The organism is Spirosoma harenae (genome assembly GCF_054776975.1).
Genome location: NZ_BAAHBD010000006.1, coordinates 512,788 through 535,417, shown reverse-complemented (window position 1 = coordinate 535,417; position 22,630 = coordinate 512,788). Strand labels below are relative to the sequence as shown.

Here is a 22,630-nt window from a genome sequence, read left to right as displayed (position 1 = left end):
ATCAACATGACTTACTACACCGATTCTTAACAAGCTATGATTCTATCAACGATTAATAATATTGTCTTTGATATTCCTGTACCATGAATCGCCCGACATCCTGCATCGTATATTGAGCAATCCATCCTAACTCCTTGTTGGCTTTGGCTGGATTTGCGTGTCCTTCGGCAATATCAGTCGGACGGAAAAGGGCAGGATCAATATGGACGTGATTATGCCAGTCAAGGCCAACAGCCTCAAAAACTGTCTGAATGAAATCACTTAGCTTGTGGGTCTGACCAGTGGCAATAACATAATCGTCAGCTTTTTGCTGCTGGAGCATTAGCCACATAGCCTCAATGTATTCAGGCGCCCACCCCCAGTCACGGGCTATGTCTATATTCCCTAGCGTCAATATTTCCGAGCTTCCCTGCGATATCCTACAGGCAGCCATAACGATCTTCTGCGTTACAAATCGTTCAGGGCGCAGCGGGGATTCATGATTGAACAGGATACCAGTACTAGCATGTAATTGATAAGCTTCCCGGTAATTCGCAACTTGCCAAAAAGCGGCTGCTTTGGCTACACCATACGGGCTACGCGGACGAAAAGGGGTCATTTCATCGGCTGCCAGGTTTCCAGTATCCCCAAAGCATTCACTGGAACCCGCGTTATAAAACTTGATCGGCAAATTACTAAACCGAATAGCTTCTAGCAGATTAAGGGTTCCGACACTAATGCTTTCCAGCGTTTCGACTGGTTGTTCGAACGATAGGCCTACTGAACTTTGTCCCGCCAGATTATACACTTCGTCGGGTTTGACGCGCTGTAGGGTTTGAAGTACACTCCGGAAGTCGCTAATACTTATCGATACCAGTTGAATATTCTTTCGAATACCTAATCGAACCAGGTTACCAAATGAAGCGATTTGCGCATCACGTGATCCTCCATATACCTCATAGCCTTTGTTTAGCAACAATTGAGACAGATAAGCCCCGTCCTGGCCTGATATACCACAAATCAGGGCTCTTTTCATACGGCCCTGAAAATTTGATCCCTTTTACGAACTACCGTAATTAATAAACTTACTATAGCTCCGACAACGGCAAAGCCAAGCATGATCAATGTGCGACCAGGGGCACTTTTTCGTAATGGAACGGTTGGCGGCTCGAGAACTTTAAAAACAGGCGTATCTTCCTGAACTTTTATTTTAGCTTGCTCTAACTGTTTTGATAGGTCATTATAAACTGTCTGCTCAAGCAGATAATCAGCCTGAAGCCGTTGTTCATTTATTTTAGCCGTTTCTAAGTAGACGTTTCGGTTTCGATCCCGATAATTAGAGATCGCATACTCTGCTGCCTGATAGCGAGCTTTGGATTCACTCACTCGCTGTTCAAGAAAAATGACCTGTCTTCGGGCTTTTTCTGTGCGATAACCCGTTATATAATTCGTTAAATATTCTACTGATAATCGAGCTACGGTAGCTGCAACAACGGGGTCTGTTTCTGTGGCTGTAATTGTTATTATACCCGATTTTTTATCGTATTGTGGATCAATACCCGCTAATACTGCTTTCGTTAAATTATACTGCTCCGTTGTTAATTGAATGGCTTTACTGAAATTTTTTGGATCTGCGAGTTCTATTTTATCGGAAGAGGGAGGAAATAATTTGGCTAACATTGACCCGATTGCGCTCTTCCCTGTTTCCGTTATATAAGCCTCAAACGTCAGTTTCGTTTTTAGCTGTTTAGAATATACTTCTTGTTTTAGCAGTTCTAAGGCAAACGGAATGCTCTTTAATACATCCGGATATAGTTCAGGACGAATGGCATCCGGACCATTAATATTATCAACATTGAGCCCGGCTAAACCAGCCAGCGAACTTAGTCCCCCCATGCCACTTTTAGATTGTACTTCAGGCAATAGTGTTGCAGTAGATTTAAAAATATTCGGCTTAGAAAACGCGTACAAAGCGCCTATTACTAAACCAATTAGCCCCCCTAAAATGAGTCGACGCGTACTGGATTTTAGAACGGTTATAATATCGTTCAAGCGAATTTCGATTCCGCTTTCTTTTGGTGTATTTGTTGTCTTATCCTCCGCAATAGACATAGTATAGAAGCAATTATTAGCGAAGAAGTAAATTGACCAACGCAATTGATACAGTCGTTAATAGCGACAAAATCCCAAGGCGTTCAGCTACGCTCAATTTGTTATTATCTAAGGGTTTAAACGGAACGACAATGGTTGAGCCAGGATATACTTTGGGTCGGGAAGAAAAGAATAAAAACCGATGTGTTCGATCTTTGCGGGCATTGGGATAAACTACGTATGCTTTTGTTTTTCTAGCATTATCGGTAAATCCGCCAGCTTCATTAATATAGTCGCCAAATTTATAGTCTGCCTTGTAACTTATAGCTGATGGGTTTAAGACGGCTCCCTGCACAGCTACTATTTCGGGCTTTTGAGGAATATAAAGTGAATCTCCTCCTCGCACCAATAAATTTTCCTCAACTCCCGAATTCGTCAGAATGTTACTTAAGTCGTTAGCAATAATCTGCCCTTGCCGTTTAAACTGAGCGCCAAGCATATAAGCCTGAGGTTTAATGCCACCTGCCCGCTTAATAATATCACTGATTCTTTCTTCCCTGCTAAAAATAGAGTAGTAGCCCGGCTGCATTACTTCTCCAAAAACGTATACTTGCCGTTGAGACTCATAATTTACCGATGTGCGAACATACACAATATCAAATGGCTGAAGCTTAAATTCAGGTGAGCTTCCTTCCAGTGGGGTAATCTGTAGGTTTCGATCAATGGCAAATCGATAAATTTCCTGTAATGTGTTGCGAATACTACCCGTGTCTTGACGGATTCGCCTGGATACCTCAATTAGGTTCGGTTGAGCTCCTTCCTGAAAACCGCCAGCTGATGCAATCAAATCAGCCACGTTCATATTGTTTACAAACTCAATTGTATCAGGACGATTGACCGCACCTTTTATTGTAACGTAATACCGTTCTCGCAAATTACGGATCGATAAAATAGTCAGACTATCCTGTCGAAGAAGCGGGATATCAGGAATTTCATTACGCATCAATTTCCCCAAATCGAAGGATAAATTTTCTCTATCCATGTCAGGGCGTTCACGGATAATCGTAGCCCGACCCATAAATGCATCTTTGCGCAACCCTTCTGCTTTATCGATCAGTTGTCGAACTGTCTCTAATCCAGGCTCAAGAGCATAATCACCCGGACGCATAACCGACCCAGATACCTGAACCCGGTTTTCATATCGTTCTAGTATTTTACCAACTTCGTACCTGTCCCCTCGTTGTGGTACAAAATTCGGTATCTGCTCCTGGGTAATTGTAAGTATGCGACGTTCACGGTTTGTATTCCGTCGAAGTGTAATCGATGCGCGATAGGCTTCGTCAGCAAAACCGCCTGCAAAACTAAGCAACGTGCTCAGCTTCTCTCCTGGCAGTAGTTCAAAAATAGCTGGCCGACGTACTTGTCCTGTCAATTCTACCCTCGTATCATAGTCGGCTACACGGATAACGTCCTGATCGCGCAATTGAATATTGTCGCGTTGATCAGCCCGAAGAATGAAGTCGTATAAATCAATCGTTCGAATAATCCGATTGCCACGAATTACACTGATTTTGCGAAACGATCCTGTTTCAGGATTAGGGCCTCCAGCCAGATAAAGCGCATTGAAGGCTGAACCAAGCGACGAAATTGTATATGTTCCTGGATGCACCACTTCGCCAACGAGTGTAACCCGAATACTACGAATATTTGTGAGAGTCACATTGGCAGTTGTGCCACTTCCAGGCACGCCCAAGCCCTGGTATCCGCCCTGTCGTAACCGGGCAATAATCCGCTGTTCAGCTTGCTCAATCGTTAAACCACTAACGATAATAGGAGGTAGATTAGGAACTTTTACAGTGCCATCTGGACTGACTTTCAACACGTACTCGCCAGTTGCGGCTCCGGCAATGTCAACTCGAATTTCATCATCGGGTCCAACGGCATAATTTCGTGGTGTAGCAATGCGCAAATTAGGCTCAAATGACAGATTGGCATTTTCAAATAACGACGCACCAAATACACGCAGTCCACGAATTGTGTCTTTACGAGTGGTAAGTGTTGTATCAGTCCGACGGGATAAATCCGTTGGTAAGGTTCGTCCTGTTGTTTGTGGTGCAGTTGAACTTGATGGACGACTTGTTTGTGAGCGAATTGCGTCAATCCGCTTACGCATTTTAGCTATATCATCAAGCGTATACCCCTGCGACATGGCCGCCTGCTCAATCTGAGCTTCACTAAGACCACTAGCTTGTGCTCGTCGATAAAAGTTTTCTACATCTTCATCCGATAACTGATCTACTCGGGAGCGGGTGGGCTGCGAAAAGGCTTGATACGAGGTTGTCAGTAAAAATAGCAGGAAAATGACCTGATAGAGTCCTGTATATGAGATAAAACGTGACAATTTGTCCTTAGTACGCATGAACAGTGGCTGTTGGGCCAAAAATTGAACTGCAAAAGTAATAGATTTCCTGCAAATCAGCGTTCCCATTCAATAAGGAGCCTGGGTTGGGATGCCTGCTGCGTTGAAGTCCCGCTCTAATGCATTAAATTTGTACACAAAAGAGTCGTTAGTCGATAGTTCTGAGTCAGTAGTAAGTGCTGACGATTCCATGCTATCGACTAGCAATTAATGACTAACGACTAACAAAATGATTAACCTGATAGCTAAACTTTTCGGTACCAAATCACAGCGGGATATCAAAGAACTGCTCCCCTACGTTGAGAAGGTAAACGCCGAATTTGCTCGCTTAAAAGACCTTTCTAATGATGAGCTAAGACAGTTTTCAGCGGCCCTCAAAGCCCAGATTGCTGATGAACTAGCTGATATTGACAATCAACTGGCCGAATTGACGGAACAGGCAGGTCAACCTGATGTGGATGTCAACGAAAAAGAGCAACTTTTCAACCGAATCGATAAACTCGAAGCCGATCGAAACACCGAACTCGAACGCGTATTACTAGACATTCTGCCCCGTGCGTTTGCAGTCGTTAAAGAAACAGCTCGTCGGTTTACCCAAAACGAACAGCTTACTGTCACAGCTACCGACTTTGACCGGGCATTGGCTATACGTAAGAAAAATGTAGTCATTGACGGCGATACCGCTCACTGGGCTAATCGTTGGGATGCCGCCGGAACACCCATCAAATGGGACATGATCCACTACGATGTTCAGATTATTGGGGGCGTTGTATTGCACCAGGGTAAAATTGCAGAGATGGCCACGGGTGAGGGTAAGACCCTTGTTGCTACGTTTCCTGCATTCCTGAATGGACTGGCGGGTCGGGGTGTACACGTCGTAACGGTCAACGATTATTTGGCCAAACGCGACTCCGAGTGGATGGCTCCGCTATTTGAGTTTCACGGCCTACGCGTGGATTGTATCGACAAACACCAACCGAACTCTGAGCAACGGAAGCAGGCTTATCTGGCGGATATTACATATGGCACTAACAACGAATTTGGCTTCGACTATCTGCGTGACAACATGGCGCGTGAACCAGCCGAACTGGTACAGCGTAAACACCATTACGCAATGGTCGATGAGGTTGACTCGGTGTTGATTGACGATGCACGAACTCCGCTGATTATCAGTGGCCCTGTCCCTCGTGGTGATGAGCAGGACTACGCTGAATTGAAGCCTCGAGTATCGCGTGTCGTGGAAGCGCAGCGCAAATTGGTTTATGATTATCTAAATGATGCCAAGCGGAAAATTGCTGCTGGTGATGAAAAAGAAGGCGGCTTGTCTTTGTTCCGGGCGCATCGTGGCTTACCTAAGCACAAACCGCTTATCAAATTTTTGAGTGAAACCGGTAATAAAGCGCTTTTACAAAGAACGGAAGCGATCTATTTGGCTGAAAACCAGAAACTGATGCCCGAAGCCGATGCTCCGTTGTATTTCACTATCGACGAGCGTCATAACAGCATCGACCTCACTGAAAAAGGAATCGACTACATCACTGGTTCAGGGGAAGATCCAAACTTCTTCATTCTGCCCGATTTATCGATTGATCTCAACGCGATTGAGAAAGATGAGGATTTTTCGGAACAGGAGAAAATTCTTCATAAAGAAGCCGTTATCCGTGATTACGCCGTAAAAACGCAGCGAATCAACACGGTCAACCAGTTACTGAAAGCGTACACGCTCTTCGAAAAAGATACGGAGTACGTTATTATGGACGGAAAGGTGAAAATCGTTGATGAGCAGACGGGCCGGATTATGGAAGGCCGTCGTTGGTCCGATGGTTTGCACCAGGCTGTTGAAGCGAAGGAGAATGTAAAAGTAGAGGATGCCACACAGACCTACGCTACGGTTACGCTCCAGAATTACTTCCGGATGTATCACAAGCGAGCTGGTATGACGGGTACTGCCGAAACGGAAGCCTCTGAATTCTGGCAGATCTATAAAATGGACGTCGTTGTTATTCCAACGAACCGTTCCATTAGCCGGAAAGATGAGGAGGACAAAGTGTATCGATCCGTTCGGGAGAAGTACAATGCGGTTGTTGAAGAAATTACGAGTCTGGTCGAAAAAGGGCGTCCGGTACTGGTCGGTACAACCTCGGTTGAAAACTCTGAGTTGCTCAGTCGTCTGCTGACATTACGTAAGATTCAGCACCAGGTTCTGAACGCTAAATACCACCAGCGCGAAGCTGAAATTGTGGCAACGGCGGGTTTGCCAGGTACGGTTACGATTGCTACCAACATGGCCGGTCGGGGTACGGATATTAAATTGACTCCTGAATCGCGGGCGGCTGGTGGATTGGCCATTATCGGTACAGAACGTCACGAATCGCGTCGGGTCGACCGGCAGTTGCGCGGTCGTTCGGGTCGTCAGGGCGATCCGGGTACGTCGCAATTCTTCGTTTCTCTGGAAGATAGCCTGATGCGTTTGTTCGGTTCGGAGCGGATTGCGAAGGTCATGGACCGCATGGGGCTGGAAGAAGGCGAAGTGATTCAGCACTCGATGATTACGAAATCGATCGAACGGGCGCAGAAGAAAGTTGAAGAAAATAACTTCGGCATTCGGAAGCGTTTGCTTGAGTACGATGACGTCATGAATTACCAACGTGAAGCGATTTACAAGCGTCGTCGGAATGCCCTGTTTGGCGACCGGCTGCCGCTCGATATTGCCAACACGATGTACGATGTCGTTGAAGAGACGATCAACAATGCAGAGGGTAATTACGAAGAAATCAAGCTTCAGTTGTTGACTACACTTGGTTTCTCGCCAAGCTTAAGCGCCGAAGAATTCAATCGCCTGAAAAGACCCGATCAGATTCGCCGGATGTATGAAGAAGCAGAAGCGAGCTATCAAGCTAAAAACCATGCAATTGCTGAAAAAGCCTTCCCCGTTCTGACACAAGTACTGCAGGAGCAAGGTCATCAGATTAAGAATATTGTGGTTCCTTTTTCGGATGGTATTCACGAATTAACAGTCGTGTCGGATTTGCAGAAAGCGGTTGATTCGGGCGCTCGTGAAATCGTGACGGAGATGGAAAAAGCGGTCACCTTGTCGGTTATCGACCAGGAGTGGAAAGAACACCTCCGCGAAATGGACGATTTAAAGCAATCTGTGCAAAACGCTGTATTTGAGCAAAAAGACCCATTGCTGGTCTATAAATTCGAATCGGTAGAGTTGTTCAAACGGTTCCTTAATAAAGTGAACTTTGATACGATTAGCTTCCTGACCAAAGCCGACATTCCAGCTCAGGAAGCCCAGGAAGTTCAACAGGAAATTCGTCAGGCTCCAGCACAGCGTAAGCCTCAGCCGCAACCCAAACTACAGACCAACGCGGACGATTTCACGGACGATCATTTAGCAACTGGACCCGAAGAATACGCTCGTCGTATGGCTGAAAATGATGCAATGGGTGCAGGCGCTCCACCAATGCCTGTTCAGCGGCAGGTTCCGGCTCGAGTTGCTAAACTGGACCGAAATGCGCGCGTTAATGTGCAGTATCCTGATGGCTCTGTAAAGCGCGATGTAAAATTCAAAACAGTTGAAAACGATGTAGTTAGCGGCAAAGCCATGCTGATTGACTAGCCTTAACTTACTAACTCATACAACGCCCTTCGAATAGCCAACTCGAAGGGCGTTTTTGCTGTTATACTGCACTATTCGTTTTAAGGAGTCGTTATTTAGTCGATATGCGTTATATCCTTATCCTTACATTTTTCGCGGGGCTTCTTTCCTTTTCCCCGTCAATTGATCCGATTCGGCTTCGCTCCGAATCCATCCCGTTTACACCCAAAGAATTTTATGTAGCTGCCATCATCGATCAACGGCCAGAACGCGGCCCCATTGCGCGCATGGCTTTAGAATTAAATCAGTCTCCTCAACCCGTTGACCTAGATAAAGGAATCTCCGTCAGCTTTCAGCAATTTATTAATCAGGGATTGAAACAAAATAAGGCTTTACGACCCGTTGGCATGCAGATTCGGCAATGTAAAGTAGTCGAAACAGCTTCTGGAAATCGCGTGTCAGGTCAATTTTCGTTCGATGTCGCCTTTGTTTTACTCGGCAAAGACGATACTGGCAAGGAAACCACTACCCATCTGATGGATTATAAGGGCGGCACTAAATACGTCCGTCCTCTGGGAAAAACTGATGTTATTGAATCATCGATCCGGCAAACGTTAATTGGTGCCCTGCGTCATTTCAACGATTACATGAATCGGGAAAGCAATCAGAATGAAAAGCTGGCCAAAACGTTGCGGGTTAATTTTATTGATGACACGCGAATCACTAACGATGATACGGTTCACTACAATCCGGCCCGCAAACTGACTTGGGATGATTTTAAGGGCGAGGCACGTAAATCCAGCCATTACGCGGCTGAAGTATTTACCAGTTTTTCTTACGAAGGAAAGAGTAGCGTAAAAGATGGGGTTATTAACCTGAACTTGAAAGTTAAGGCCTATATGTTGAAGAACTCATCGTGGGGACGGCCTGACGCCAAAAATGCGTATGCGCTGAATCACGAACAACGCCATTTCGACATCACTAAAATTATTGTCGAGCGCTTTAAGAAAAAACTTCACGCAGACAGTTTAACCCTCGAAGATTACAATAGCATTGCTCAGTATCAGTTTATTGAAACGTTTCGGGAACTGAATCGAATGCAAACCCAGTACGACGACGAAACAAATCATAGCCTTAATCAGGCTGCTCAGGAACGCTGGAATCAGAAAATTGACGCAGAACTCCGTAGCTTTGGGATTATTCCATCGATGTCGGGCCGTGTAGGTGCACCGGAGCCAAAGTAATGAATCGAATTCGTATCCTGCATGTAAGTACCGCTCACCAACCGCAGGACCCACGAATCGTATTCAAACAATGCCCGGCCTTGGCTGAACATTATGAGGTGTTTTGTGTCCTTCCTCACGCTGACCCAGCCATTGCCCCCAACATTCACTTTATACGCTTACCCTATTTTCGGCGCGTAATCTGGCGGACGTTTATAACCTGTCCGTTCATTCTATTTCGCTGTTTACACCTACGCCCAAAACTGGTGCATGTTTACGTTCCCGAATTCCTTCCGTTTGCTTACGTATTTCGGTTTTTTGGCGCAGCGATCGTTTATGAGGTGCAGGAGAATCTGCATAAGAAAATGCATCTGAAGCAGGTCAATAAGGGCATTTTACTAAAAAAAATATTCTACTGGTTCGATCAGCTTGCTCGCCGAAATTTCTATCTGATTTTCACAGAACATGGGTATTTGACTACCTACACTTCACTAGCGAAACCATACGAAGTGATTTACAATTATCCATTAGTTTCGTTCATTGAACCGTTCCGGCAAACGTATCAACCTAGTGTAGAGCGGCCCTCTTTTTTCTACATCGGCTGGCTCAGTTTCGAACGGGCTTTCGATACGTTGATCGAGGCTTTGGCGCAACTCAAGTCAGATTATCCTGAATTCAGCATGCATCTATTTGGGCGACGCACGTTTACGGATGAAGATTTACAGAAGCTTCCCCAGTTCGATCAAGTCAAGACAAATCTTCGCTTTTATGGTTACGCTGATCAACGGAAAGCATTCTCTTACACGGCCAAGGCGACGGCTGGACTGGCTTTATTAAAACCCGTTGGCGATTATCCTGAATCCTATACCACCAAACTATTTGAATATATGGCATTAGGTTTGCCGGTGATTACGTCAAACTTCCCACTGTGTCAGCAGATAGTTGATAAACACAATTGTGGTATTTGCGTGTCGCCCGATGACCCGATTCAGATCGCTCAGGCTCTCACTTATTTGATCGAACACCCTGACCAGGCGCGTTCGATGGGCGAACGAGGTTATACTGCTATTCAACAGAATTATAACTGGACTAGCGAAGCAAGTAAGCTACTTAACTTCTACGAGCGCATACTTGAGGATAATTAGCGAGTTCAAAATGAGACAAAAACAAGATATTACGAACACTTTGTGGTATTGTTCTAATGTTCAATACCACGTTTTCCCGGAAGGATTTAACTTTAGACGTTAATTAAGGGTTTACTCTGAGTAGCCCAACTTATTTGGCCTGATGTATATACATGCAGTAAGTCATTACCTACCAACCGAGGTAGTTGGCAACGAACATTTTACCCAACTCAATGGCTTGTCCAGCGAATGGATTATTGAACGTACTGGAATTGTGGAGCGACGAAAAGCGGCTCCAGGTGAGAACACGAATACAATGACCATTGAGGTCGTTAAAAAGCTCCAGGAAAAAACCGACCTCTCTACCATTGATCTAATTGTAGGTGCAACCTATACTCCTTACGATACCATCGTTTCGCTCGCGCACGAAGCACAACATTATCTAGGGATTCCCGATATACCCGTTGTTTCTATCTCGACGGCCTGTTCGTCGTTATTGAATGCGATTGAAGTAGTCGAAGGCTATTTTGCGTTGAATAAAGCCAGTCGGGCACTGGTAATTGTCGCCGAGCATAATACGCTTTATTATAACGAGCAGGATACGATTTCAGGGCATTTGTGGGGTGATGGAGCCTCGGCGTTACTGATCACCAAAGAGCGACAAAGTGAAGCTGATTTCACCATCAAAACCTTGCTGACCGGTGGAGCGGCTCACACGCCAAAAGGTACGACAGGTGTAATGATGCGTCCTGCCGACGGTGGTGTGACTATGCCGCACGGACGTGACGTATTTATCAATGCCTGCCAGTATATGCCCAAAGCCAGTTTACAGGCACTTGAACGTTGCGGGTTAACCCTCGCCGATGTTGATTACGTATTACCTCATCAGGCGAACCTGCGTATTTCCCGAAACGTGATGAATACGCTTGGTTTGCCGGAAGAAAAGCTGATTTCAAACATTCAGCGGTATGGCAATACGGGTTGTGCGGGCTGCGCAATTGCGCTTTCAGAGCAGTGGGATACGTTTAAGAAAGGCCAGCACATTGTGATCACCGTATTTGGCGGAGGTTATTCGTACGGAGCAATGCTGGTTGAGGTCTAGAATTTTGCGGCTGCGTATATGTTACACAGCCGCAAAATCAACATCATTTCCTAGGTCTGTATCCTTACAGACGCCTTACCGGATGGTAACGCTTGCTGACGCACGGGTATCTGTGAAGACCGGGACGCCGGCCGCACAGTCACGGGGAGTTCTTAAATTAATTATAGCGGCAAAGTCTGTTTACCGGCTGAACAATACTGGATTCATTTCATCTTGTGGTTTACTGCCAACGGGAACACTAGCCAGCCAGGCGGCATGGTCGGCAATTTGATATTGGTTGCGCGGCTGCATGATGATCTGATCTTTATCCATATAAATCATGGTCATTACTTTCCGGGGCTTATTCGACACGTTCGGTCCAGCACGGTGAAACGTCCATCCAGCATGGTAACTCACTTCGCCTAATTCGAATGGCGTGTCGTTCATGCTGAAATTCTGCTTCTGTAATTCGTCTGCGAGTATTTTTTCACTTTCATCACTAATTTCAACATCACGCCCTATTTCAACATGCTGGCTACCTTCCGCGAAAGCCAGGGGGCCCATTTCCATCGGAACATCTTGAAGCGGAATCCAGACCGTAACGGTATTGGTTGAAGCTAACGGCCAATAAAATTGGTCGGCATGCCAGGGCGTAATGCCACCTGATGGCTCTTTGTAAAGTGCCTGATCGTGGTAAATCCGAACGCCTTCAACGCCCATCAGATCAGCCGCGATTTTAGCCAGTCGTTTCGAGAAAACGAATTCTTTCGCTTTAGCATCCTCCCGCCATAAGTTCATGATTTGTAGAAACGCTCGCTCATAGGTCGTGCGCTCTTCCATCGGTTTGGTGAGCGTATTCAGTTTAAAAACCAGATCAGTAATAATACCACCATAATAATCCAGAACGGCCGGACTCAGTACGTGCTTGAGTTTTACATACCCATTTTTCCGATAGGAATCGATAGCCTCCTGACTGACAGTGTATTCAGTTTCTAATTCGTGCACCAATGTTTCTTTATCGGTAACAGTTTCCATGAGCAAATACATTAAGGATTTTATAGATCAAAAGTAGTAGCGCCAGGATTTGATAAAACGCAGTAGTTTTACCGATATGTGTGCAATTTTGATTATATTACCTATATAGTTCGTATTGTGTAGTCAAAATAGCATACTTTATGAAAGCCCTCTTTGAAAAAGTTGTTATCAACGAACAAAGCTCATTACTCGTCCGTCGTTTTCAACTGGCCTATTTTGATGCACCCTGGCATTATCACCCGGAGTACGAGTTAACGTATATTGTTAAAGGATACGGACGTCGGTTTGTCGGCGATCATGTTGAACCTTTCCAGGCAGGTGATTTAGTTCTATTAGGGCCCAACCTTCCTCATTTCTGGCGTAATGATGACGAGTTTTATCAGCCCAATTCTGCTCAACAAGCCGAGTCAATTGTGATCCAATTTCCGGCTTCGTTCGATGAATTAGGACTTGCAAACGTACCAGAAGCGAGTGCTATACGGCGATTGCTTCAGCAGGCCCGTTATGGGTTGCGGTTTGGCGCAGCAACTAGCCAATTAGCAGCCTCAACGATGGAGAAATTGATTAATGAACGCGGTTTTTCTCAGTTGCTGTATTTATTACAATTGCTTCATGCATTGTCTAATGATCGGGATACTTATTTATTAGCTAGTAATGGCTATCAACTGTCACCAGGCTTAGCCGATACAGAACGGATGAAGCGTGTTTTAGAATTTCTTCTGGAGAACTTCCGACGTGAAATTCGGATTGAGGAGATTGCCTCGGTAGCGGGTATGGTTCCTGCCGCTTTTTGCCGATATTTTAAGAAACGTACCCGCAAATCCTTTGTCGAATACATAAACGAGCTACGAATTGGTCACGCTCGAAAATTGCTCACAGAATCTGATTTAAGTGTCGGACAAGTCGGTCTCGATTGTGGCTATAATAATAGCTCCCATTTTCACCGACAATTTAAAATGTATACAGGCATGACACCGATGCACTATCAAATAGTAGCAAAAGAAAAATAATGTATAAAAAGTAAAGGCTAACATTCCAGTTGTTAGCCTTTACTTTTTATACAAATCGCTTATCGCCAATGGCCTTCAACCCATACGGGTCCCCGACGACTTTGCTGCCAATGCCCTGGCGACCAGGCGGTATACCGGTTAGGGGCTACCTGATAATGCCCGCCAACCCAGCGATAGTTACGACCGCGACGCACGTAATGCCCTGGAATCCAGACATGGCGGCCAGAAGGGGCAGCCGGAATAACTTCAACTCGTTGTGTCGGAGGGCCCTGTACAGTCGTTGTGGCAGTACAGGCTGAAAATAAGGCAGGAAATAATAGCCCTGCAAATGCGAATACTTTTAATTGCCTTTTCATAACGTTAACTAATTGATTTTGCTCGTATTCAATTGTTAAACTTGACTAACTATCAACTCTGGTCAATAGTCACTATCTTTAATGAGATTATAAGCTATGTAAAAGGTTTAATGCTAGTGCCTTAAAATCGAATTCACCGTTTAGGCAGATGATAATAGGTTTTGACCGAAAATCTTCCTTATCCTACCGTTTTAGGGTGTACATTTGTAGCTGTAAATGTCTGAACGTTCACCTATGCATTAATTACTGAACAATCAGATAACCAACTTAATAAATCGCTTATTCTGATGACAACCGCCACCACCGCCCGCGATACGCAGGTGTTCGATTTGATCGCTCAAGAACAACACCGTCAGGAATCGGGCATTGAACTAATTGCTTCCGAAAACTTTGTGTCGCCCGCCGTTATGGAAGCGGCTGGAAGTGTTTTAACGAACAAATACGCTGAAGGCCTACCTGGCAAACGGTATTATGGCGGTTGCGAAGTGGTTGACCAGATTGAGCAAATTGCCATTGATCGCGCTAAAGAGCTTTTCGGTGCAAGCTGGGTTAACGTACAACCGCACTCAGGAGCACAGGCTAATACGGCTGTCTTCCTGGCTTGTTTGCAACCGGGCGATACCATTCTTGGTTTCAATCTTTCGCATGGTGGCCACCTGACGCACGGATCACCTGTCAATATTTCCGGTAAATATTTCCGCCCGACCTTCTACGGAGTTGAAAAAGAAACGGGTGTAATTAATTACGATGTTGTTGAAGAAACGGCCAGGCGCGAAAAGCCTAAAATGCTGATCTGTGGCGCATCGGCCTACAGTCGCGATTGGGATTACGCCCGCCTACGCGCTATTGCCGATGAAATTGGCGCGGTTCTGTTAGCCGACGTTTCGCACCCAGCTGGTCTGATTGCCAAAGGTTTACTAAATGATCCACTCGCTCATGCACACATTGTAACGACCACTACGCATAAAACGTTACGGGGTACACGCGGTGGCATCATCATGATGCGGAATGATTTCGAAAATCCATTCGGTATTAAAACACAAAAAGGTGAAACTCGTCTGATGTCGTCACTGCTGGATTCGGGTGTATTTCCGGGTACACAAGGCGGTCCATTGGAACATATTATTGCGGCAAAAGCCATTGGTTTCGGCGAAGCCTTGAGCGATGAATTTTATGATTACGCTGTTCAGGTAAAAGCGAATGCGCAGGCAATGGCCAGTGCTTTCTTGAGCCGGGGTTACGAAATCATTTCAGGAGGCACAGATAATCACCTGATGCTGATCGATTTGCGTTCGAAAGGTCTAACAGGGAAATTAGCCGAAAATACGCTGATCAAAGCTGATATTACGATCAACAAAAATATGGTTCCGTTCGACGACAAATCGCCGATGGTAACATCAGGTATGCGTATCGGTACAGCCGCTATGACGACTCGCGGTTTGAAAGAATCGGATATGGAGCAAATTGTCGTATATATCGATAAAGTGTTGATGAACCACGACAACGAAGCTACTCTGTCGACCGTTAAAGAAGAAATCAATGAGTGGATGAAAGCATTTCCGCTCTATAAAAGTTAATTGTGAATGAGCGAATGATAGAATGAGTGAGTAGTTCAACGCTATTTTTTATTCTATTATTCACTCATTCTATCATTCTCAATTAAACTATGCCGCTCGACCAACTGACTGACGAAGAAATTGAATCTGAAGGACAGGAAAAGGAAATGTCCTTTCTAGATCACCTGGAAGAATTACGCTGGCACATTATCCGTGCCGTTGGTTCGATATTTGTTTTTGCCCTTATCGCCTTTGTTTATATTGAAGAGATCTGGCAGACGGTGATTATGGGCCCTAAAAACCCTGATTTCTGGACCTACCGGATGATGTGTAAACTGTCGGACATATCAGGCTATAAAGACCTGTGTGTCACGAAACTAAATTTTGAATTACAGGCGCTTGGTGTTTCTGATCAGTTTACGATGGCCTTAACTTCGTCGGCTATCATCGGTCTTTGCTTTGCCTTTCCGTATGCCTTCTGGGAATTGTGGCGATTTATAAAACCAGGTTTGCGAAGCGTTGAGAAACAAGCTGCTCGTGGGGCTGTTTTCTACGTTTCGCTACTCTTTTTGATGGGCTTGTTCTTCGGTTATTTTATTGTATCACCACTGGCAATCAACTTCTTAGCCAATTATCAGATTACTCCTGAGATCAAGAATCAGTTCGATATTACCTCCTATATCGGTATTCTGGTAACGCTCTCTTTGGGTTGCGCCTTGATATTTCAGATGCCAATGGTGGCTTATGTTCTATCGAAAGTCGGTGTTCTGACGCCGAAATTTATGCGGGAATACCGTAAGCATGCCTGGATTGTAATTTTGGTCGTAGCGGGTATTATTACACCATCTCCAGATATTTATAGCCAGATTCTGGTTGCTTTACCGCTAGCCCTCCTTTATGAAGTCAGTATCATTGTTTCGGGCCGTATTGAACGGCAACGCTTAAAAGAAACCCGGGAGTTAATGAACTCATAAGCAAATCAGATTAAACGGGAAGCCCTTTCATTAGAAAGGGCTTTTTGCTTTCTAGTACGTTATGTATCTTTACTGAAAAGTAAGTAGACTATGCAAGGTCTAGAGAAAATACGGTTGAGTGATGCTCAATTAGAAATGTTGGCAGCAGGACAATCTGTGACTATTGCCGCATCGCAGGAGGAGTTTGAGGAGTTTTTAACCGAAACTGACTACCGCGCTGAGTATCATAATGGAGAAATCGTTATAATGGGATTAGCTACAATTATTCACGAGCTATTAGTCATTCGCTTAGGTTATTTACTTACAGGATATTACTTAGGAAAGCCGTTTTATGTAGTTGGCAGTAATGCTGGAATTCGAAAAGGTGGCAAAAAAGGCCACTACAATGGCGATGTAGTGGTGATTAAAAATAAACCTATTTATCAAAGCAAGTCGCGTTCTATTATTACAAACCCCTATTTGATTGTTGAAATCCTTTCCGAATCTACTATTAACTATGATTTAGGAGCGAAAAGACGCAAATACGAACAAATAGAATCCTTACAGGAACTCGTATTTGTTGACCCTTTCGAACATGAAGTCATTGTTTGTCGCCGTACACAACAAGCCAATGTATGGATTGAAACGGCTTATGCCGTACCCGATCAATTGATTAATATAGATGGGTTTCAGGTTCAACTAAGTGAAATTTTTGCCAACCTACCTGAAGAATAAATATGCCCCAATACGATTTTCGCAAATACCATTATCGGTCCATCAATGCAGCAAACGATGCCGAAAGGGCTGCTATCAATCAGGAATTGAAGGATTTATACGCTTCGCTACCCGACGATGAAAAAGAAGAGTTTAATCGGCAATTGCAGAGTTTTCTGGCTAAAGAAATGGGGCGCCTAAAATCGGATTACGAATCTGTAAAAGGCAGTTTAAGCGATAATTAACAACGAATCTGTTTCCGCTTTTGTCATGCCTCCGGTCGTCGGAATACCAAAATAAATCGGTTAGCGTGTCTTTATCTACCATAACTCCGTCGTCTGGCGAATTGCCAAACAGCACCTATTAAGCCAAGTAATGCCAGCGGGCCCAGTACATTAAGCACTTGCCAGCCCGTACGGTTCGCGTCGACCCGAATTTTGTCCAGAGGGCGAAGCGCTACTACCCTACTTCGAGCGGCAATTACGCCATTAGGATCAATGAGATAGTCAATAGCATGTAAGGCAAAATCCTTATTGGCGAAGGTATTACGCGTATATCGGTCGAAACCAAGGGGATAAGGGGTCTGACGTTTGTAGTCGACATCATTGATGACTAAATCGCCATCGGAACAAATCAGGATGCGCGAGGCTAAACCTTCTGCTTTGAAACCATTCGCCCGTGGATCGCTGGGTAAAATTCGGTTCGCAAATAACGACTGAAAGTTACCTTCGAGCAGACAGGCAATAATGCGTGAACCATCCGTATAGGTGCTGGGATCGGGCTGTTGTCGGGCTTCGGTATACGAAATCAGGGCGGGCGTTTTCAGGACCTTGGTGTAGGTTGACGTCAGTAGCAAGGGCGTTTTTTGAATGCCTGCCGATCGGACGGTATCGAGCGTACTTACAAAACGACCCAAGACCGCATCCAGATTTCGTACAATCGGGTTTCCTGAACGGCCGAAATTGTTTAAGAGAGGGTAAAACCGCCAGGGGACTAGTTGAATATTGGGTTTATCGCCCAGATTACCCACGTTGAACGGAATGGGAGCGCAGTAGATGTCTTTCACAACATCACGGTTTATACGAACACCCCAGCGAAAAAATAGGTCATCAAGGTTCAGGCTCAGCGGTTGGGCATAGGTACCCTGATTACTGACGCTGTCGACTTTTTGACCATCCACGAAAAATAACGCTCGTCCACCGTTGACGACAAACTGATCAATCTTGAACAGTTCATCCTCGGAGAAGGCTTTATCCGGTTTGGTAACCAGCAGTAAATCGAGCCCATTAATAGGCCCCGGCTTACTCAAATCTAAAAAGTATAGATCGTAGTTTTCCTGAATTGATGCTAACAGATCGGCAAATCGGGAAGGGGGAACTTGAGTATGACCAACCAACAAGCCAACTCGTCGGCGATTACCTTCCGTTTGGATTAGCTTTCGAATTGCGGAAGCCAACTGAAATTCAACGCCTTCGTACGATTGGTTTAATTGATCTTCTGATGAGGACGTTTTATTCCCTTTCAGCAATTGAACCGGAGTTTCTTTTCCTTTATAAGACACAATTGCGCCAGGAAAAACTAGCTTCTCCGTCCGCTTTCCCCCTTCATTCGCAAACAAGTTTGTAGGCAGTAAACCTCGTTGTTGAAGTTTGTCGATCAGTTTATTTTTCTCATCAACCGTAACAGCATCATCTGGATTGATGAACCGATACGTCACTTTTTTGTCAGCTTCTGCCTGAAAACCATCTAAGGTTTCGCGAACGGCATTTTCGAGCCGTTTGAAACCGGGTGGCAGATCGCCTGTCAGATAAACATCAACGTGGATATCATCCGGCAAATTTTCAAGCAACGATTGGGTAGCTTCAGAGAGTGTATAGCGTTTTTCCTGCGTCAGATCGAGCCGAAAAAACACAAAGGCTGATAATACATTAACAAGAACTAAAGCTGCAATAATCAGCAGTGTACGTTGGATAGGAGACTTCATTCGCGATTATACCCTTTTCATTGATTTACTCTGCCAATAGGTCCAGATTCGTGCGGAGTTACCCCGCAAAGTCTTCAAACGTTTAGCTGAGCTATAGATTATTAAAAAGGTTAATAAATATTGATGTAAATGGCTATCAAGGAAATAACGTTCGGGCCAATTGATAGACGCCAGTGTCTGTTTCGAGTTGAAATTTCTCAACCAAATTAGTTTCATGCCCGTGTAATGTACGGATAGAAAGACCTAACTTTTTAGCTATGTCGACGTACGTGTATCCTTGGGCAAGCAGTTTTAAAAATTCTTTCTCACGAAGTGTTAAATCCATAAATCGTCTTATCAGTAAGATTGACAAACTAATAAACAGAAGAAACAGGGATCTGCTCAGCTTTTGCGAAAGCAGCTCGGTAACTGGCTTCAACAGGCGCTAATTCAGCTTTTTTAGTTTGCTCAAGTAGTGCCCGGTGAAGTCCCACCAACGACCAGCCATTGCCCGGATTGTGAACCAGATCCTGACGGTATACCGCTTCGGCTTCTTTCCATTGGTGTGCGTCCAGCAGAAAAGCGCCTAAAAACTGTCGGGCTGGTAGGGGCCAGTCCGCAGGTTCGGTATAAATCAGTTGATCTTCAAGCTGAATGGCCTGTTCGAGGAGTTTCACGGCTTGTTCGGGTTTTTTGGCCGAAAACAGGATAGAGGCTTCCAGAATATGCTCCGCAATGTGAGCTATCGGTAACGGGGCATTGAATGGAACCCGTCGCTTGCTCAGAATCGGATCGGTAAGTCGCTCCCGGAGCAGCTTCAATTGCTGGCTGGCTTCAGCTGATTTGTTTGTACGAATAAACGCCATTCCTCTGGAAAAATGATCCAATAGCGAAGCGTAAGGCCAGTTTTCAGCCGGTTTATCGGTCGCTAAAACTTCCTGCCACTTTCCTAATCTGACCAGGGCTAGAGATGGCAGCATGTATAGATACTGATCGTACGGATTGTCGGCTGCGGGCGATACGGATCGGCGACAGCGAAGGGCATCGTTAAGTCCAGTTGCATACATTCCTCCGGTCAAAGCGCAATACGTTTGCACCGCAAAATAATGGGGAGAGTGCTTTACCAGTCCTAAGTGAGACGCTAGAGAATCGTACAGTAAAAGATTGGCATCGGCTAAATCATTGACAACTACTCCCTGTGAATAATAGCCATTTCGTTGATACTCATGGCTCGACATATGGACCATGTGTGCTACACCGGGAAACAGAGTTTTGAGTTTGTCGGCGTTTGGAAAAGCCACTTCTGGATGTTTAGATGCTTCTGTAAGGTGAATATAATAATGCAACGCAGCCGGATGTTCGGGATAAGTATCCAGTACGTTTTTAGTTAGATCAACAACTTCCGGCGTCCAGGCTTTTGGCGTACCATCACTATTCCAGAAGTCCCAGGCGTGTAGCAGCATGATGGCGTCTACATACAACATTTTAAGGTCTGGATCATTAACTACTGGAATTAGTTGCCGGGTTGCGTTGGCATACGCCTGATTTAGTTGTTTCCGTTGCGCATCTGTCGGATCGGTATTGTATCGCGTGTTCATCACCTGAATCAACCTTTTTTCCTTAGCGCTAGCCAAAGGAGCCAGTTCATTCATACGAGCCAGAATAGTATATATGTCGGCGGGTAGTTTGTATAAGTGAGCTGAATTATAGTAGGGGCCACCCGCCAGCGCTTGTCCCCACCAGGCCATTGCGCAAGTGGAATCTTGACGAGCTGCTTCTTTAAAGGAAGCCATAGCTTCCTTCATATGGTAGCTGTAATACATCGTCAGCCCCTGATCAAAATAAAACTGAGCACTGTCAACGCGGGTAGAAATCGGATAGGAATATTTACCCCAGCCGGGTAGTGCGACAATAAATTTTCCGCTTTTCATGGCATATACGCGCCCATTAGGACTAGCTCCGCATATAGCAATATTGTCGCTGGTTTTAGTCGATGGGTCGTATAGATGAGTAGAGGCAAAGAAAAGCGGTATGATCAGAATCAATAGTACGTATTTCATAGCCATATTGTTTATACACTATTTGCCTAGATCAGGAACAATATAGATCGATATATCAATAAAGCTAAAAAACATTCTAGCGAAAGGCCAATATCGTTCGGCTATCCAACTCGAATTTGCAGATCGATCGCATAATCCATTTAATGGCGTATACGCTTAATTTTTGATTTATCAGCGGTGGAGAGGACTTGACTGCTGAACTTCGGTTTTTAGGCGATTTACCTCTTGCTCTAAACTGGTAGCTTTGAAATAAAAATAGAGACCAAGAATCAGAAATACTTTCGAGAGAATAAAAACGGCAATAAACGCCACCTTCCAGTGTTTGTGAACTCGTATGTGCGTATTATCTACCTCTACATGGACATAATTGGGCTCAGACGATTGAGTTTTACCGAAACTTTCTGATGATTGATGAGGAATTGGTTCTTCCCATTTTTTTAGATCCGTCTGGCTAATTCGTAGCTCAATTTTCTCGCGGAGATCGGGCGGGGGTGGTACGGAATTTTTCAGAAAGTATGCTTCCAGATCCATTTCAATTTCGCTTAGATCTGACAAAATATCGTCATCAGTGGCTAATAGACGCTCAAGCTCCTGTTTTTCCTCCTCTGTAACCAAGCCTAGCAAATGAGCTTCTAGAATACCACTTTTTAAATATTGATAGTTTTTCAAAATCGAAGCTATTTTGAGGTGCGTTGCTGCTTAAAGTATACGGCGATCATGTTCAATATATTCGCGCGAGACAGATTCAATTTCTCCGCAATCTCTTGAACGTTATAGCCCTCGTAAAATGAAAGATCAAAAACGAGTTTGCCCAGGTCATCATTAGTCGAAGGGGAAACACTGAGCGATCTCATGAAATGAGCCGGTCTTACCTTCAGGGCTTTGGACCGGGCCAGCTGAATGAGTTTACTGCTCACCAGGAGAGGACTTTCCGAATAAGATTTTACTTCTGGAGAGGTGAACAAGTCGATCAGCACTGTTTGGGCAAGTTCTGGCTCCGGAATGATTTGTAAAATAATCCCATAGGCTAGAGAGCCATAGCGGTCGTACAGAGAAAGACTGGTTTCCCCATTAGCAAGGTTCTGGGGAGCCGAGGAAGGATATGATTGTTGTACGGAATCCATTCTATTTTATTCATTAACGAAAGAATAAGCATTCATAACTAACGTATGTTGAAGGTTTTAGATAGTTGGATTACCTAAAATAGTACTAATTTCTAGTATAATTTATTAACAATTTTCGTGCAAGGTAATCAAGATGGGTGTTTTTTGTCGGCTATACACGAAAATATAAACGTACTATTACCTGATAAGGCAAAAAAATTACATGCCAATTACAGAATAATGGTTTTTTGGCCGACATTTTTCCAATCAGTTGTCTGATGACGGATTCGCGTGGAAGTTATCCACATTGGTTCGTTACTTATCCACAGAAAATCAAAAACGATCAACATGCTGAGTGT

General features: G+C 44.7%; 19 protein-coding genes. 9 read left to right on the top strand and 10 right to left on the bottom strand.

Features of this window, described 5'->3' with window-relative positions:
* Positions 1–52 precede the first annotated feature (52 nt).
* From ACYVE4_RS05875 to ACYVE4_RS05865, 3 genes are read right to left on the bottom strand one after another with little or no spacing between them, the layout of a single operon-like run.
* A complete protein-coding gene (locus tag ACYVE4_RS05875) occupies positions 53–1,015 on the bottom strand; it encodes a GDP-mannose 4,6-dehydratase (protein ID WP_460996043.1) in 963 nt (320 codons plus the stop codon).
* Positions 1,012–2,136, bottom strand: a complete 1,125-nt coding sequence (locus ACYVE4_RS05870) for a lipopolysaccharide biosynthesis protein (protein ID WP_460996042.1) — start codon at positions 2,134–2,136, stop codon at positions 1,012–1,014. The genes ACYVE4_RS05875 and ACYVE4_RS05870 overlap by 4 nt, the downstream gene beginning before the upstream one ends.
* A complete protein-coding gene (locus tag ACYVE4_RS05865; RefSeq protein ID WP_460996041.1) occupies positions 2,108–4,489 on the bottom strand; it encodes an SLBB domain-containing protein in 2,382 nt (793 codons plus the stop codon). The genes ACYVE4_RS05870 and ACYVE4_RS05865 overlap by 29 nt, the downstream gene beginning before the upstream one ends.
* A gap of 229 nt (positions 4,490–4,718) precedes the next feature.
* Here ACYVE4_RS05865 and secA point away from each other — a divergent pair, with 229 nt between their 5' ends.
* The 4 genes from secA to ACYVE4_RS05845 all read left to right on the top strand — a co-directional run bounded on the left by secA (position 4,719) and on the right by ACYVE4_RS05845 (position 11,542).
* Positions 4,719–8,114 carry a preprotein translocase subunit SecA gene (gene secA / locus ACYVE4_RS05860; RefSeq protein ID WP_460996040.1) on the top strand — a complete coding sequence of 1,132 codons (3,396 nt, stop codon included), beginning with the start codon at positions 4,719–4,721 and terminating at the stop codon, positions 8,112–8,114.
* Between the two features lie 104 nt (positions 8,115–8,218).
* A complete protein-coding gene (locus ACYVE4_RS05855; protein ID WP_460996039.1) occupies positions 8,219–9,337 on the top strand; it encodes a hypothetical protein in 1,119 nt (372 codons plus the stop codon).
* Positions 9,337–10,461: a glycosyltransferase gene (locus tag ACYVE4_RS05850; protein ID WP_460996038.1), complete on the top strand. Its 1,125-nt coding sequence runs from the start codon at positions 9,337–9,339 to the stop codon at positions 10,459–10,461. Before ACYVE4_RS05855 ends, ACYVE4_RS05850 begins: the two co-directional genes overlap by 1 nt.
* A 142-nt stretch (positions 10,462–10,603) precedes the next feature.
* Complete coding sequence (locus ACYVE4_RS05845; RefSeq protein WP_460996037.1) at positions 10,604–11,542, top strand: 3-oxoacyl-ACP synthase III family protein; 939 nt, start codon at positions 10,604–10,606, stop codon at positions 11,540–11,542.
* A gap of 180 nt (positions 11,543–11,722) precedes the next feature.
* Here the strand turns inward: ACYVE4_RS05845 and ACYVE4_RS05840 are convergent, their stop codons facing one another.
* The gene (locus ACYVE4_RS05840) at positions 11,723–12,556 is read right to left on the bottom strand and encodes a phytanoyl-CoA dioxygenase family protein (protein WP_460996036.1); all 834 of its coding nucleotides are present in this window, start codon (positions 12,554–12,556) and stop codon (positions 11,723–11,725) included.
* Positions 12,557–12,696: 140 nt separating this feature from the next.
* Between ACYVE4_RS05840 and ACYVE4_RS05835 the strand changes: the two genes are divergently transcribed.
* Positions 12,697–13,566 (top strand): AraC family transcriptional regulator, encoded by an 870-nt coding sequence (locus ACYVE4_RS05835; protein WP_460996035.1) that lies wholly within the window; start codon positions 12,697–12,699, stop codon positions 13,564–13,566.
* A 59-nt stretch (positions 13,567–13,625) separates the two neighbouring features.
* On the opposite strand, the gene ACYVE4_RS05830 is transcribed toward ACYVE4_RS05835, so the two are convergent.
* Positions 13,626–13,922 (bottom strand): hypothetical protein, encoded by a 297-nt coding sequence (locus ACYVE4_RS05830; protein ID WP_460996034.1) that lies wholly within the window; start codon positions 13,920–13,922, stop codon positions 13,626–13,628.
* Between the two features lie 287 nt (positions 13,923–14,209).
* Between ACYVE4_RS05830 and ACYVE4_RS05825 the strand changes: the two genes are divergently transcribed.
* The 4 genes from ACYVE4_RS05825 (at position 14,210) to ACYVE4_RS05810 (ending at position 17,390) form a co-directional block, all read left to right on the top strand.
* Positions 14,210–15,499: a serine hydroxymethyltransferase gene (locus ACYVE4_RS05825; RefSeq protein WP_460996033.1), complete on the top strand. Its 1,290-nt coding sequence runs from the start codon at positions 14,210–14,212 to the stop codon at positions 15,497–15,499.
* Between the two features lie 89 nt (positions 15,500–15,588).
* Complete coding sequence (gene tatC / locus ACYVE4_RS05820) at positions 15,589–16,452, top strand: twin-arginine translocase subunit TatC (RefSeq protein WP_460996032.1); 864 nt, start codon at positions 15,589–15,591, stop codon at positions 16,450–16,452.
* Positions 16,453–16,542: 90 nt separating this feature from the next.
* Entirely contained in the window at positions 16,543–17,166 is a 624-nt protein-coding gene (locus ACYVE4_RS05815) for a Uma2 family endonuclease (protein ID WP_460996031.1), read from the top strand.
* Positions 17,167–17,168: 2 nt separating this feature from the next.
* The gene (locus ACYVE4_RS05810) at positions 17,169–17,390 is read left to right on the top strand and encodes a hypothetical protein (RefSeq protein WP_460996030.1); all 222 of its coding nucleotides are present in this window, start codon (positions 17,169–17,171) and stop codon (positions 17,388–17,390) included.
* A 71-nt stretch (positions 17,391–17,461) separates the two neighbouring features.
* Here the strand turns inward: ACYVE4_RS05810 and gldG are convergent, their stop codons facing one another.
* The 5 genes from gldG to ACYVE4_RS05785 form a co-directional block, all read right to left on the bottom strand.
* Positions 17,462–19,129: a gliding motility-associated ABC transporter substrate-binding protein GldG gene (gldG, locus tag ACYVE4_RS05805; RefSeq protein ID WP_460996029.1), complete on the bottom strand. Its 1,668-nt coding sequence runs from the start codon at positions 19,127–19,129 to the stop codon at positions 17,462–17,464.
* A 136-nt stretch (positions 19,130–19,265) separates the two neighbouring features.
* Positions 19,266–19,454 carry a response regulator transcription factor gene (locus ACYVE4_RS05800; protein WP_460996028.1) on the bottom strand — a complete coding sequence of 63 codons (189 nt, stop codon included), beginning with the start codon at positions 19,452–19,454 and terminating at the stop codon, positions 19,266–19,268.
* Between the two features lie 28 nt (positions 19,455–19,482).
* Complete coding sequence (locus ACYVE4_RS05795; RefSeq protein WP_460996027.1) at positions 19,483–21,168, bottom strand: hypothetical protein; 1,686 nt, start codon at positions 21,166–21,168, stop codon at positions 19,483–19,485.
* A 171-nt stretch (positions 21,169–21,339) separates the two neighbouring features.
* A complete protein-coding gene (locus ACYVE4_RS05790) occupies positions 21,340–21,837 on the bottom strand; it encodes a hypothetical protein (protein WP_460996026.1) in 498 nt (165 codons plus the stop codon).
* 8 nt (positions 21,838–21,845) lie between these two features.
* Entirely contained in the window at positions 21,846–22,292 is a 447-nt protein-coding gene (locus ACYVE4_RS05785; protein WP_460996025.1) for a hypothetical protein, read from the bottom strand.
* Positions 22,293–22,630 lie beyond the last annotated feature (338 nt).

What these genes read in the sequence shown, in the direction of transcription:
- ACYVE4_RS05875 (WP_460996043.1), bottom strand. Translation starts at nt 1,015, where the DNA reads ATGAAAAGAGCCCTGATTTGTGGTATATCAGGCCAGGACGGGGCTTAT.
- ACYVE4_RS05865 (WP_460996041.1), bottom strand. Translation starts at nt 4,489, where the DNA reads ATGCGTACTAAGGACAAATTGTCACGTTTTATCTCATATACAGGACTC.
- secA (WP_460996040.1), top strand. Translation starts at nt 4,719, where the DNA reads ATGATTAACCTGATAGCTAAACTTTTCGGTACCAAATCACAGCGGGAT.
- ACYVE4_RS05855 (WP_460996039.1), top strand. Translation starts at nt 8,219, where the DNA reads ATGCGTTATATCCTTATCCTTACATTTTTCGCGGGGCTTCTTTCCTTT.
- ACYVE4_RS05850 (WP_460996038.1), top strand. Translation starts at nt 9,337, where the DNA reads ATGAATCGAATTCGTATCCTGCATGTAAGTACCGCTCACCAACCGCAG.
- ACYVE4_RS05845 (WP_460996037.1), top strand. Translation starts at nt 10,604, where the DNA reads ATGTATATACATGCAGTAAGTCATTACCTACCAACCGAGGTAGTTGGC.
- ACYVE4_RS05840 (WP_460996036.1), bottom strand. Translation starts at nt 12,556, where the DNA reads ATGGAAACTGTTACCGATAAAGAAACATTGGTGCACGAATTAGAAACT.
- ACYVE4_RS05835 (WP_460996035.1), top strand. Translation starts at nt 12,697, where the DNA reads ATGAAAGCCCTCTTTGAAAAAGTTGTTATCAACGAACAAAGCTCATTA.
- ACYVE4_RS05830 (WP_460996034.1), bottom strand. Translation starts at nt 13,922, where the DNA reads ATGAAAAGGCAATTAAAAGTATTCGCATTTGCAGGGCTATTATTTCCT.
- ACYVE4_RS05825 (WP_460996033.1), top strand. Translation starts at nt 14,210, where the DNA reads ATGACAACCGCCACCACCGCCCGCGATACGCAGGTGTTCGATTTGATC.
- tatC (WP_460996032.1), top strand. Translation starts at nt 15,589, where the DNA reads ATGCCGCTCGACCAACTGACTGACGAAGAAATTGAATCTGAAGGACAG.
- ACYVE4_RS05815 (WP_460996031.1), top strand. Translation starts at nt 16,543, where the DNA reads ATGCAAGGTCTAGAGAAAATACGGTTGAGTGATGCTCAATTAGAAATG.
- ACYVE4_RS05810 (WP_460996030.1), top strand. Translation starts at nt 17,169, where the DNA reads ATGCCCCAATACGATTTTCGCAAATACCATTATCGGTCCATCAATGCA.
- gldG (WP_460996029.1), bottom strand. Translation starts at nt 19,129, where the DNA reads ATGAAGTCTCCTATCCAACGTACACTGCTGATTATTGCAGCTTTAGTT.
- ACYVE4_RS05800 (WP_460996028.1), bottom strand. Translation starts at nt 19,454, where the DNA reads ATGGATTTAACACTTCGTGAGAAAGAATTTTTAAAACTGCTTGCCCAA.
- ACYVE4_RS05795 (WP_460996027.1), bottom strand. Translation starts at nt 21,168, where the DNA reads ATGAAATACGTACTATTGATTCTGATCATACCGCTTTTCTTTGCCTCT.
- ACYVE4_RS05785 (WP_460996025.1), bottom strand. Translation starts at nt 22,292, where the DNA reads ATGGATTCCGTACAACAATCATATCCTTCCTCGGCTCCCCAGAACCTT.